General features: G+C 52.7%; 13 protein-coding genes. 6 read left to right on the top strand and 7 right to left on the bottom strand.

Translation table 11 applies throughout. The annotated features are described in order from the left end of the window. The first annotated feature begins 619 nt into the window (after positions 1 to 619). The gene (locus ACXAGD_RS21255; protein ID WP_475213803.1) at positions 620 to 2,599 is read left to right on the top strand and encodes a bifunctional 2',3'-cyclic-nucleotide 2'-phosphodiesterase/3'-nucleotidase; all 1,980 of its coding nucleotides are present in this window, start codon (positions 620 to 622) and stop codon (positions 2,597 to 2,599) included. A gap of 345 nt (positions 2,600 to 2,944) precedes the next feature. On the opposite strand, the gene ACXAGD_RS21250 is transcribed toward ACXAGD_RS21255, so the two are convergent. Next, complete coding sequence (locus ACXAGD_RS21250; RefSeq protein WP_475213801.1) at positions 2,945 to 3,550, bottom strand: TetR/AcrR family transcriptional regulator; 606 nt, start codon at positions 3,548 to 3,550, stop codon at positions 2,945 to 2,947. A 72-nt stretch (positions 3,551 to 3,622) separates the two neighbouring features. On the opposite strand from ACXAGD_RS21250, the gene ACXAGD_RS21245 reads away from it, so the two are divergent. From ACXAGD_RS21245 to ACXAGD_RS21235, 3 genes are read left to right on the top strand one after another with little or no spacing between them, the layout of a single operon-like run. Beyond that, entirely contained in the window at positions 3,623 to 4,156 is a 534-nt protein-coding gene (locus ACXAGD_RS21245; RefSeq protein ID WP_475213799.1) for a peroxiredoxin-like family protein, read from the top strand. 12 nt (positions 4,157 to 4,168) lie between these two features. Next, positions 4,169 to 4,570, top strand: coding sequence for a hypothetical protein (locus ACXAGD_RS21240; RefSeq protein WP_475213797.1), 402 nt, complete (start codon positions 4,169 to 4,171; stop codon positions 4,568 to 4,570). A 32-nt stretch (positions 4,571 to 4,602) separates the two neighbouring features. After that, positions 4,603 to 5,037 carry a YybH family protein gene (locus ACXAGD_RS21235; protein WP_475213795.1) on the top strand — a complete coding sequence of 145 codons (435 nt, stop codon included), beginning with the start codon at positions 4,603 to 4,605 and terminating at the stop codon, positions 5,035 to 5,037. 80 nt (positions 5,038 to 5,117) lie between these two features. Here the strand turns inward: ACXAGD_RS21235 and ACXAGD_RS21230 are convergent, their stop codons facing one another. From ACXAGD_RS21230 to ACXAGD_RS21220, 3 genes are read right to left on the bottom strand one after another with little or no spacing between them, the layout of a single operon-like run. Next, entirely contained in the window at positions 5,118 to 5,594 is a 477-nt protein-coding gene (locus tag ACXAGD_RS21230) for a RidA family protein (RefSeq protein ID WP_475213792.1), read from the bottom strand. A 22-nt stretch (positions 5,595 to 5,616) separates the two neighbouring features. Beyond that, the gene (sigJ, locus tag ACXAGD_RS21225) at positions 5,617 to 6,519 is read right to left on the bottom strand and encodes an RNA polymerase sigma factor SigJ (protein WP_475213789.1); all 903 of its coding nucleotides are present in this window, start codon (positions 6,517 to 6,519) and stop codon (positions 5,617 to 5,619) included. After that, complete coding sequence (locus tag ACXAGD_RS21220) at positions 6,503 to 6,934, bottom strand: carboxymuconolactone decarboxylase family protein (protein ID WP_475213787.1); 432 nt, start codon at positions 6,932 to 6,934, stop codon at positions 6,503 to 6,505. Before ACXAGD_RS21220 ends, sigJ begins: the two co-directional genes overlap by 17 nt. A 274-nt stretch (positions 6,935 to 7,208) precedes the next feature. Between ACXAGD_RS21220 and ACXAGD_RS21215 the strand changes: the two genes are divergently transcribed. Continuing rightward, positions 7,209 to 7,961 (top strand): SDR family oxidoreductase, encoded by a 753-nt coding sequence (locus ACXAGD_RS21215; RefSeq protein ID WP_475213785.1) that lies wholly within the window; start codon positions 7,209 to 7,211, stop codon positions 7,959 to 7,961. 647 nt (positions 7,962 to 8,608) lie between these two features. Here the strand turns inward: ACXAGD_RS21215 and ACXAGD_RS21210 are convergent. Continuing rightward, positions 8,609 to 9,064, bottom strand: coding sequence for a hypothetical protein (locus ACXAGD_RS21210; RefSeq protein WP_475213783.1), 456 nt, complete (start codon positions 9,062 to 9,064; stop codon positions 8,609 to 8,611). A gap of 80 nt (positions 9,065 to 9,144) precedes the next feature. Beyond that, entirely contained in the window at positions 9,145 to 10,197 is a 1,053-nt protein-coding gene (locus tag ACXAGD_RS21205) for a class I SAM-dependent methyltransferase (protein ID WP_475213781.1), read from the bottom strand. A 375-nt stretch (positions 10,198 to 10,572) separates the two neighbouring features. Between ACXAGD_RS21205 and ACXAGD_RS21200 the strand changes: the two genes are divergently transcribed. After that, positions 10,573 to 12,114: an ankyrin repeat domain-containing protein gene (locus ACXAGD_RS21200; protein WP_475213779.1), complete on the top strand. Its 1,542-nt coding sequence runs from the start codon at positions 10,573 to 10,575 to the stop codon at positions 12,112 to 12,114. Positions 12,115 to 12,159: 45 nt separating this feature from the next. On the opposite strand, the gene ACXAGD_RS21195 is transcribed toward ACXAGD_RS21200, so the two are convergent. After that, positions 12,160 to 12,663: a GNAT family N-acetyltransferase gene (locus ACXAGD_RS21195; protein WP_475213777.1), complete on the bottom strand. Its 504-nt coding sequence runs from the start codon at positions 12,661 to 12,663 to the stop codon at positions 12,160 to 12,162. Between the last annotated feature and the right edge of the window lie 72 nt (positions 12,664 to 12,735).

The raw sequence follows: 12,735 nt of genomic DNA, 5'->3' as shown, positions 1-12,735 counted from the left end.
TTTTGTCGGAGTACGTAAATAATGGGACCGAAATATTGAGACTTCGCTTCCCATTGAATTCAACACCATGTGATTTTGCGTTTTCTGAATGTTTCGACGGTTCAAGCGCTTCAAGTCTACGTCAAGCGGAAAGCCAATGAGCCACTTCGCAACCTGAAAACCAACGCAGTGTGTCTTAAAAGCACTTGGTTGATCGGCAGAATTCCCTGCCCTGAACACGGCCAATGTCAGCCGTTTACTAAGAACCGCCATTCGCTGCAGCTAATAAACTCGGATGCTTGCCAATCTAATAGTCTGCAGACGAGAGCAACCATCTGTGGCACCACTGCGGAGCAAAGTTTCAGGTATGAGTCCATTGCCAACACAGTAGACCTTTCTCAGCATTGTGTTTGTCTCATTCAGGCTCTCATCTCCAGGAAACTTATGGACTAGTTCGATCAAGCAACTGGGAGTTCAGGTTCACCACCTGCGACACCCTAGCAAACTCCTGATATTTGCGTATGGTTCTGAATACTACCGCCTGTGAATAACGCAACAGATGTTCTCGCAACCTGTGTCATATGGATGTTGCGGATAACCTACAAAACACGCGTTGACCAACCAACTTGAGAGGTGTCCGATGTTGTTCTCTAACCGTCCGCTATTTTCGCGTCGCCAGTTTCTTTACACGACAGCTGCAAGTGCCGCTGCCGTTACGCTTCACCCCTATTCGGCTGCTGCGGCCGACAATCAGGCGCATCTTCGGATCATGGAAACAACAGACATCCATGTCCATGTGTTCCCCTATGATTACTACGCCGACAAGCCCCGCGACACGGTGGGGTTGTCCCGTACGGCTTCGATCATAAATGAAATCCGCTCCGAGGCGACGAACTCACTCCTGGTTGATAACGGAGACTTTCTGCAAGGCAATCCGATGGGTGATTACATCGCCTATGAACGCGGTATGAAAGAAGGGGACAGCCATCCAATTATCACTGCATTCAACACTGTTGGTTATGATGCAGCCACACTGGGCAATCACGAATTTAACTATGGGTTGAGCTTTCTTGAGACCTCTTTGGCAGGTGCGGATTTCCCTGTAGTGCTTGCCAACGTAGCAAAGGAGAAAGGCGCGGGCCCGCGCGATGACAAGACGCTCGTCCAGCCTTACGCTATTCTCGACCGAGAGATTGAAATGGGTGACGGCACGAAGCATCCGATCAAGATCGGCGTGATCGGATTTACCCCGCCGCAGATCATGAACTGGGATCGCAAGCATCTCGAGGGCTACGTCGAAGCGCGGGACATAGTTGAGACAGCAAAGGCCTATGTGCCTGAGATGCAGGAACAGGGCTGCGACCTGATCATCGCTTTGTCGCATTCCGGAATTGGTGACGCTAACCATGCAGATGGCATGGAAAACGCGTCGGTGGTGCTTGCAGGTGTTAAAGGGATCGACGCGCTGGTCACAGGTCACAACCACTTGGTCTTTCCGTCGCCAACATTTTCAGACCGCCCCGGAATTGATGTTGATAAAGGCACGCTTATGGGCAAGCCCGCCGTCATGGGCGGATTCTGGGGATCGCATCTTGGTCTGCTTGATCTGCTGTTGGAACGGGATGGAAATGAATGGCGGGTGGTGACGACCACATCCGAAGCGCGTCCAGTTTCCCAAAGGAACGAAGACCGATCAATCACCGCGTTGGTCGGAGATGATCAGCGAGTCCTCGACTCGGTTGCGACAGATCACGACGAAACACTTGCCTATGTTCGCCGCGCTGTTGGAAAGACTTCGGCCCCGCTGCACAGCTACTTCGCGCTGGTCGCAGATGATCCCTCAGTTCAGATCGTCTCAATTGCACAAAAGTGGTATGTCGAAGAAATGCTGAAAGGCACCGACCATGAAGGCTTGCCGATCCTGTCCGCGGCAGCACCTTTCAAAGCTGGTGGCCGCGGTGGTCCAGAGTATTACACCGATGTACCCGTGGGTGACGTTGCCATCAAGAACGTCGCGGATCTCTATCTCTATCCGAATACGGTACGAGCGGTCCGCGTCAACGGTGCGCAGGTCAGAGGCTGGTTGGAACGTTCGGCCGGAATGTTCAATCAGGTGGAAGCGGGCTCAAAAGATGCAATCCTGCTGAACCCGGAATTTCCATCCTACAACTTCGACGTGATGGATGGCGTGACCTACCAGATCGACCTGTCCCAGCCCTCGCGCTTTGGTCCCAAAGGCGAAGAGGTAAACCCCGATGCAGCGCGGATTATAAACCTTTCCTACAACGGTGAACCGGTTGCGGATGACATGGAGTTCATTATCGCCACCAACAACTATCGTGCATCAGGTGGTGGGTCGTTCCCTGGAGCATTAGGCAACACTGTCGTTTTCGAAGCCCCGGATACCAACCGCGACGTTATCGTTCGCTACATTGTCGAGCAGGGTACGATTGATCCAAAGGCAGATGCCAACTGGTCTTTTGCTCCGCTTGCGGACACGACTGTGTTGTTCGAGACAGGCCCTAAAGCAAGAGACTATATTGGCGACGTCAAGGGCGTCACAATCGAGGACGCCGGAGAAGGCACAGACGGTTTCGCAGCTTTCCGTATCAAGCTCTGACCCAATATCAGTGCGAAATTCGCCCGCCACCAAATTACACCGGTGGCGGGCGTGAATCTGATGCCTCGCGACCCAAACCAGCCATTGGCCGAGGTACTTCGTTGCTGATATACCCCAATTTAGTCGGCGGCTCGACAGACTACGGTGGGGCGAAGTTGCAGTTATTGCTTAATCTAAAATGGCTGTCGATTTAAGTGGGAGCGATACTGAGCTGAATTTGCGAATGTGCAGAACACTTTTTGTGTCGTTCTCGGTCCGCAAAAACCTGCCTAAAAGCCATCACTTGTACAGTCCAGGTCTCAATAGGTCAGTATTTCTGCGGAGGAGGGTTTAGGATGATCGGCACTAAGACAGCAGCATCTGAACTCTGGAGTCCAGGTCTTGCTGCATGCGTTCGCCGCTCCAACCAGCGCGCCCTCTGAACATGTAGCCCTGCCTTAGATCATAGAGAAGTGCAGCCCGTTCTCGGGACGGGAAATCTGCGGGCAACGTTCCCTTTTCGATTTCCCGGCCGAAACGAGAGGCAAGGCGTTTTTCGGTGTCATCAATCGCTGCTTCTACACGTTCGGCCACACCTTCAACCTGGCCGACCGTCGTGACCACGCTTGAGGCCAAAAAACACCCTTTTGCCCCGCTTTCATGTTCGGTCGCATAGTGCACGACCTCGGACAGAAACCCTTTGATGGCTTTGGTGATGTCCTCCTCGGTTTCAAAGGCCACCACGGGTGCACAACCATCAACGTCAGCATAAAGGTCGATGGTTTTGAGATACAGCTCTCGCTTGTCCCCAAAGGCCGCGTAAAGGCTTGGACCGGTAATCCCCATCGCTTGTGTCAGATCACGCAGTGACGCGCCGTCATACCCTTTGGTCCAGAATACCGACATCGCCTGCAAAAGGGCTTCGTCGTAATCAAAGCTTCTTGGGCGGCCCAATTTTTTTGTATCGGTCAATATATAAATCCTTGACTCTCGTGTTGTCACGATAGTTATGTATCGTTCATTATATAACTAGAAAGGCTCCCCATGACCAGCCCTAAACCTGCCGTCGGAAAGGTATTTCCGACGATCGATACTCCTGTGCTTGGTGGAAACACCCGAAGCCTGTCCACACCTCGCGACGGGTACGAGTGGATGTTGACCGTCGTCTATCGAGGCAAACACTGCCCGCTTTGCACGACCTACTTGAAAGATCTTAACAGCGCGCTCCCTGACTTAAACGCTTTAGGCGTCGATGTGTTGGCGGTCTCGGCCGATAGCGCAGAGCGTGCCGCAGCACAGATGCAAGATGTCTCGCCAGCCTTCGACGTTGGTTATGGTCTGAGCGTTAAGCAGATGCAGACCCTCGGCCTGTACATCTCCGGACCACGCAATGGGATGGATGTCGAAGGCCCGTTTGCCGAACCCGGCCTGTTCGTCATCAACGAACAAGGCGTACTGCAGATCGTCGATATTTCGAACGTCCCGTTTGCTCGTCCCAGTCTGACAAGCCTTGTGACGGGTATCCGGTTTCTACGCGGGTTGTCAGGTGACTTCCCCGTAAACGGCACCCAAGCCTGAAGGAGATCAGCTATGACAGACAGAACAGAAACAGGCGTGCGCGCCGCGATTGAAGATCTGATGAATGTCGCAATCCTCGGAGAAGCCAAGGGACTGGACCGCATCTATCACAACGATATGCAAATACTGATGCTGGACATCAGTGGCGAATTGGCACGCTTTGACAAAACCGGCTTCATGGCTCTGATGGCCAAATCAGTCAAAGACACCAATCCGGATGATCACAAATGGGCTCGGTTCAACGCTGTTGAAGCCAATGGAGACCAAGGACATGTCCTGATCACCCGACGCGTGCCAATCGGTGACACCCGCAAAGTGCTCGAGCTCAGCATAGACCTGATTTTCGAAGACGGCCGCTGGCAGGTCACGCGAGAGGTGATCTTCGCGCGCCCTGACCCAGATCCGATTTCCTGACACCTATCCACAAAAAGGAACGCACTATGCGAATGATGACCACTATCGCAGCCGTCTTGCTGTCGGCGGGCATAGCCGTTGCGGATGACGCGGCAACCAGCCTGAACGCTATCAACGACCAATTCAACACCTTTGCTGCCAATCACAATGCGGTCGGGCTGGTCTCGCTATATTCCAAAGACACGCTTTGGATCGAACAAGGCAAACCTGTACGTCAGGGACTGGAAGGTCCACGGGAGCTGTTCGAATTTGTCACTACCAACAAAGGCGATGTTACTCATACGATTGACCACCTTTACGTTTCGGACGATGAGACCTTGGCGGTCATGATCGGTTTCGTTGAGGCAAAAATCGAAACCGTCGGTATGGATGCCACAGGTACGTACCTGTTTGTCTTACGTCCGGAAGACGATGGTTGGGAAATCATTGCGGACATGTGGCATCAGCATGCCCCTGAGGACAAATGAGAACTAAGGCGCGAACCCTTCGCTTGATAGGGAGGCACCTGCACAGTGCCTCCCAGCGATTTCAGTTGTGACTGGACAAGTCAGCGCTGCGCGTTGCCAGAATCCAGAACGGCAATGGCATCGACCTCGAAGAGCATTCCGTCGAGGGCAAGCCTTGGTACCGGCACTAGCGTCTGCGTAGGCAGGTGATGTCCGAAAACCGCTTTGAGTTCACGTGTTAACACCGCCAATTTCGTCTGATCGTGGTCAACGACGTAGGTGGTGAGTTTGACCACTTGCTCGGGACCTGCCTTAGCAGCCGCAAGCGCTGTGGCAAGGTTCTGGTAGGCTTGGGCGACCTGCGCCTCGAAATCAGGTGCGAGGTTGCCTTTCTCGTTCTCACCGCCTTGACCTGCAATGAAAACTAGGTCGTTTGCGACCATCGCGTGACTGTATCCGTTTGGCGCAGGATCGTAGAGCTCCGACGGATTGATGGTTTGAATTTCACCGGCCAGAACCGAGTTGGTCGAAAGTGTGAACATCGCAATGGCTCCAATGGCTTGGATAATGTGTCGCATGAATATTCTCCGTTTGTGCGGATCAGTGGATATGAACCGCGTCGAGATGTGTGAGTTTGTCTGGGTTTCGGACGATGTAGATTTCCTGAACCTTCTCCGTATCGTCGAACGCAAAGGAGAGCGCCGCCGTCGTCGTTTCCCCGAACTTTATCAAGGCACCGTGCATGCCGTTTAGATTGACGAGCACCCATTCGTGATCGACCCAGTATCGGTGCAGGTTGCAGGAGACAAAGTTGCAGAGTGGGACGGCACCTTCGATCGCTTCGAGGATTGCCGGGACCTTGCCTCCGCCATCTGCACTCAAACGAGCATCTGCCGCCAGCATCCGCGACAGATCATCGATCCGACCCTCCGTCACGGCCGCTTTAAACGCCGACAGGAAAGCCATCTGCCGCTCTGGGGAAGCTTTGTGACGAGTGACCGCACGACCGACATTCCCCCGCGCCCGAGATACCAGCTTTCTGCTGCTGGCTTCTGAGGTGTCGAGCGTTTCCGCGACAGCAGCATGAGACATCTCAAAAATGTCGTGAAGCAGGAAGGCAGCCCGTTCTTTCGGGGTCAATCGTTCAAGCATCATCAGGAATGCCATCGAAAGACTGGATGTCAATTCCAACTCCTTCTCTGCATCATTCTCGCTGGAAATCTGTATCGGTTCCGGCAGCCAGGCACCCACGTAGTCCATGCGTGCCCGGTCGCCCGAGCGTCGCATGTCGAGACAGCGCCGAGTGCAAGCGGTGACAAGCCAACCACTTGGATTCTCGATCGTTGCACGGTTCGTGCCCGCCCATTTGAGAAACGTGTCTTGTACTGCATCCTGAGCATCGCTTAGAGACCCCAGAATTCTGTAAGCGAGGCCCGACAACCTTGGACGCATGCTTTCGAAAGCTTCAAGTTCCGACTTTGTGAGTTCAGTGCTTTGATACATTGATCCGGTTCCACAGATTGATCATGGCAATTTCTGCAGACAGAGCGCCAATTTCAGAGTCAGAAAAATGTCTGCTCAAACGTGCGCGCATGGCAGCAAGGTCTGCTTTCAAGTGCAGGCTCGTCAAAGCCTCAGTCCATTCCAGCGCCGCTTTCTCTGCGTCGGTGAAGTCACTCACCTGGTCCCAGACAATCACCCTGTCCAGACGCTCGCTGGTCTCGCCGTTTTGCCGAGCCTCTTTCGTGTGCATTTTGATACAGAAACCGCAGCGATTTATCTGAGATGCCCGAAGTTGAACGAGGTGGCGGATTTTCAGGTCAAGGCCATTGTTGTCGAGTACCTGATGCACACTGGCCATCGCCCGGAGTACGTCGGGGATCGTTTGTTCATATTGAGTTGCGGTTGAAGTACTCATCGTCACATTCCTTTGTTTGACTATCCTATGCACTAGTGACGATTGTCGGTCAGGTTTTGTGACGCGCCCATTGGTAAATTTACTTAGAGTGCTGTTTTAAAAATGTTTTTGCCCACAACTTGCTTGTGTCAATTTAGCGACTTTCTTTCTGTCATCATGTTGACCCGGATCATGCGCTTTCATTTCTGCTAGTCGGGCATGCGCATGAATCGGGTCGAAGAACAGCTGGTCGCCACCTTAGTGGAGTGTCATTCAAAAAGGGAAAGGCATGGCAATGAAACTCGAAAACAAAACCATCATCATTACTGGTGCTAGCAGCGGGATCGGCGCTGCTGCCGCTTTTCTCTTTGCCAAAAGCGGAGCAAACGTTGTCCTTGGCGCCCGTCGTAAAGCTCAACTGGATGAGATTGTTGGGCGGATACGGCAAGATAACGGTAACGCCGTTTCACTTGCCGGCGATGTCACGGACGAGGATTACGCTTGCGCCCTCGTTGAATTGTCGGAAAAGAGTTTTGGTGGCTTAGACGGAGCATTCAACAACGCCGGCACCACTGGCGAATTGGGTACCATTCCAGATATGGGAAGTGACAACTGGCACAAAGTGATAGCTGTTAACCTGAACAGTGGTTTTTTTGCTGCTAAGTTTCAGGTTCCCGCGCTGCGCAAGAGAGGTGGCGGCTCTATTGTATTTACGTCTTCATTTGTCGGGCACACTGTTGGTCTTCCAGGAATGGGAGCCTACGCTGCTGCGAAGGCAGGCTTGATCGGCATGACACAAGTGCTGGCGGCTGAACATGGCCCGGAGGGCATCAGAGTTAATGCACTTCTTCCCGGTGGAACAATGACCCCTATGGCAGGTGAAGACGCCTCTTTCCATGAGGTTGTCAGGGGGCTTCATGCGCTTAAACGCATGGCTGAACCCTCCGAAATCGCCGCAGCAGCCCAATTTCTTCTGTCGGACGACGCCTCATTCATGACCGGAAGTGCGATGCTAACCGATGGGGGCAACTCTATCAGCAAGTTCTGAAGACACAGATCAGACATTGGTTCGAGCGAAATCAATGTCTGATCAGATAGATCGGGTCTTCCAGTCTGATAGTTTTTCCATTTCCGTTCAGGCCTCAATTCCGAGAGTCTCAGCGCGTCAAGCGAACGCTGCCTTTCGATAGATCAGCAAGAAAACTACGGATTCTGGATTCTCAATAATTCAAAAATCTAAGTAGCTGATTTTGTTGGAACCGTAGTCTCACCATTGAGGTGATCCGACAGATTTTGTCGGAGTACGTAAATAATGGGACTGAATTTTTGAGCCTCACCTACCATTGGACACAACACCTTAAAATTTGTGCGCTTTTTGAGTATTTGGACGGTTTAAGCGCTTCAAGTCCACGTCAAACAAAAAAAGCCAGAGCCTGTTCGCAACCAGGAAACCTACGCTGTGCGTCTTACCTGGGCTTGGTTGAACAGCAATATACTCTGGCCCGCAGCGGTCATTTGTTGTTTGGGCCTCGTGCTGCGATGCGGCCCGTTAGAGGAGACATTCGCTGCAGGTGCTCCACGCTAACTAGCGCGGATTGCGAAGAATGCGGGCAGAGTCGCTGCCGGTTTGCATCAAGGCCTAATTAGCCAGTAACTTGTTTACTTCTGACGACCCTCAGCACTTGAAGACTTTGGCTACCCTGAACACTTGATATCAAACTCGGCAGCTCGCCTGGCGTCCTTTTCGAAGAACTTCACCTGACCGCTTGCGCCTTTGAACACTCCAGTGCCGCCGAGTACCGCCAATTGGGTTTCGAATTGGGGCACGGTGTCGGGACTAGTTGGGGCGGGGTAAGAACCAGAGTAGATCAACTGGCTGCTGTCGATTGTCAGGTAAGCATTCACGACTAGCTGGACTTCACCCTCACTCGGGCCATGCGCTATCAGCGTCGTAACGTTCTGGAGACCGATAACCTGGCCATCTTCACTGAATACCGTAACGTGCCCAACCGAAATATCCCCGATACTGTCGCCACCAGACGTGATCTTTAGATCTTCCAAGTAGGCAGTAAACTGGCCGCATTCCGGAGCGTTGTCGGCGTAAGCCGGAAGGGTATGGGCGAGAAGAACCATTACTGCAAGAAACCGCATTTTGACACTCCTATTTAGAGTAAGAAAGTGCTTAGGAACTCGTTAGACAAGCGTCGCGAAAGGTACGCACAGATATCCGCTCATTGCCTTCTAAGCTCAATTGTCAGCAACCAGATTTCAAAGGCGTATTTGCCCCCTCCTTCTTTGATGAACGTTTCAAAACGGTCGTAAAACTCGTTCAGAAGAATATCGGTGTTATGGGCAGATTCACTGCGGAACAGAGACTGCTTGAATGTGGACTCGGTAAAGGAACGAACAAAACCTTTGTAGCTTGCGGCGTAGTCTTGGGGCTTATTGATCTGGTCTGCGAAGATATCTTCTGGGTTTTGCAGAGCGGGAACTACCTCCGCTCTTTCAACCAAAAAGCCGTCTGCCAATTCCTTATTTCTTTGAAATGGTTCAAGGGCTTCTTCGCCGGACATAAACCAGATTGGCATAACGAAGTCCCGAAGCGCGTGTTCAGATATCAATCCGTCGCTCACCATCGTTTCGGCAACGCTGTACATCGCACGATAGGTATGTCGGCCAGAGCTGCAAACTCCGTTGACTTCGCTAGCGTCCGGGATGGCACCCAGTGTTGAGACCATAAGCCTACCACCGCTACGCAGCTCCCGAAGCCGCATGGACAGGAAGGTTTCCCAATCTCGCTGCGCTTGTCTTCTTAGCTTCAAACGAGCGTCTCCCTGCAAGTCTGCGAACCACAGCGTACCCTTTGAAGAGATAACGGGCTGTGTGCTGAGCCAATGGCTCGCACCAAACGAAGTTCCAAGGTCCATGGACGATGCTGGTGCCGCCATTGAGAAAAAACTACCGACACTTGCAACAGGGCGAATACTGGCAGAGAGGTTGGCGTAACCGTCCGGGCCAGCAGCACAATCGAATAGGGTATTCCAGTCGTTCTCTGCTTGGTCGACATGGTGGACAAAGATGGAGCGACCCGGATAACGGTCAGTAAAAGACTGTACGGCAGGCTTGACCGACAATATCGCGTTTAATCCAGTCCCACAGCCATAGTCAGCAATATGTATCTCGTCTGATGAAGCTAGAACATTGTCGGCCATCTCCCGAACATCGTCTGCGCGGGATTGGATAGAGTGCTTCTGCGGGCGAGAATTTCCTGCATAGTCTATCATGCCCTCAGTTGGACTATTCCTATCGTCCATTCAATCCTCTCACGTGCAGTTGGGTCGGCAGCTAGTGCCGATAGTATACATTGATTGTTGCTCAAAATCGACGAAGTGCCCGGCCCAAAGCCAGTAGCCAACCAAATGCTGCAGCCTCAGCCTAATTTGCAGCCATTCGCTGCGTAGTATAGCCGCCTGTGTCGTTTTCTGTTCGGCATCCAGCTTGCGAGACATGATGGTAAACGTTAATCTGACCTCAGGCCGTTTTGAGGTGGCCACCCGGTCCGCGGAAAGCTGTCATCGGCACCTCCAAGAGAATGTATGAAAACCACATCGGTTTCTCAGCCCGAATTAGCGGATCGTCGGGCAGCGGAGGGATGACCGATGACAAAATCACTCGAACAACTGCGCCGTGACGCAAAGGCCTTGGGCAAGGCCCTTGCTGAGGGCGACAAAGGTGCAATGCTGCGCATCCATGGCATTGTTCCAATGCCCAAGGACGGGGTCTACAAGCACGCGGACTGTCTGCATGTCATCGCGCGAGAGACCGGATACGCTTCGTGGCCAGCATTGAAACTCGCAGTTGATACGCAGGGGATGGATCGCGCACAAAAACAGGGGCGGCTTCGTTGGGCGCTTTACAATGGCTCGAATGAGACCGTTGCCCATTTGCTTGCAGATGAGCCGGACCTCGCCGACGGGCAAGTTCCTCTCCTCATCGCGCTGTACGAGGTGACTGCGATGCGCGAGATCCTTTCGCGAGATGCCGAAGCTGCGACGCGCGATTATCCTCCGCGACGACCAATCTGCCATCTGGCATTTTCAAAACACATCAAGGCAGCGCCCGAGAAAGAAGCTGATATGCTCGCCATGGCGGAGTTGCTTGTGGCGCATGGGGCAGATGTGAACGACGGTTTTGCATTCGAACCGGACACAGAGCACCGCTTGTCCGCACTCTACGGAGCCATAGGACATGCAGACAACATGCCTTTGGCCAGGTGGCTGTTGGAACATGGGGCAAATCCTGACGACAATGAGTCCCTCTACCATTCCACCGAACTCGGCCATACGGGCGGCCTTCGTTTGTTATTAGAACATGGAGCAAATCCGAAGGGCACAAATGCGCTGCCAAGAGCGATTGACTTCAACAACGCCGATGCTGTTCGACTGTTGCTGGAACACGGTGCTGACCCCAATGAAGGCATCAATCCTCACCCGTCGAGTGAGCCTTCATTGGTGATCCCAGCCCTTCATCAAGCGGCCCGGCGTTTAGCTTCGGGCGAAATCGCTCAGCTTTTGCTGGATCATGGCGCGGATCCCAATACCGTCAGTCGCAGCCACACACCCTATGCTTTTGCTCGGATCTTCGGGAACCGAGATGTAGCAAAAATCCTGGAACAGGCGGGCGCGTCTACACAGCTTTCACTGACGGAAGAGCAGCTGGCGAGGGCCGCGGACGGAAAAGCAAATCCGGATGACCGGATTGACATGAGTGAATTGTCGGAAGAAATGAGGTATCTTCTTTGCCGCCTTGTCTGGCGCGAAGGCACACTGCCTCACATGCAGCGCTTGGTTGAGATGGGAATTGACCCAAATCTTCCAGATGAAATGGGAATGCCTCCGCTGCATCTTGCTGGCTGGGAAGGGATGTCCGACGTAATGTCTTATTTTCTTACGCTAAACCCCGATCTCGACCACACAAACGCCTATAGAGGCACCCTGTTGTCGACGATCATCCATGGTTCGGAAAACTGCCCTCAGAGGGCGCACCGCAATCACATCGAATGCGCGCGCATGGCTCTAGAGAGCGGTGTGGCACTTCCACGAAAAGCCTCACAATTTGCAACGGTCCCCGAGATTTCAGCTTTTCTTGATGATTGGGCTGACGCGCATCCTGATCAAGTCGCAGAGCATGGCGTGGTTTGAGTTCAAATTTCGCGCCAGATCGAAGGTCTGGCGCAACTAGGTTATCTATTTTTTGATCTTCATCGGCAATATTGGGCCCCATGGTGTTTGCTGGACTAGTCCAAACACTTTGAAACCAGCCTTTTTGTAAGCAGCAACAGCTCGCGCGTTCTCAGGGTGCGGATCAGTAGCGACAACAGGAACTCCGTTAGAAAAGAGCCTTTTCAGATGCTCTGAAATGAAGGCTGGGCCGTGCCCATGCCCTATCATGTCCAATTCGCCTATGAACTGGTCAATCCCCCGAGAGCCGGGTGGAAGGGCAAAGAAATGATGATTGTCCCAGCCATGAACTGTGTAGTCCTGGATATAGGCAAACGGGCGCTCTGCGAGCGATACAATCCATCGTTCAACCCGCTCGTCTTCCAGTTCTCTATTCGTGCTTGGCTCGTCGGAATCCCACCATTCGCGAACATGCTGGTGAGATCGCCATGTCGACACCATCTTAAAATCTGCCGATGTCATTTTGCGAAAGGTGTAACGACTAGAAGAAACCATGGCGAACAGTAGCAAACAGTGGTCAGATGAATAATCATTTAGTTAATCCATCAAGACGTAACTATGTGCCTTGAAAGCCAATGCTTT

It is taken from the genome of Ruegeria sp. ABF4_144 (assembly GCF_056160045.1).
This window is presented reverse-complemented; position numbering and strand designations above follow the sequence as displayed.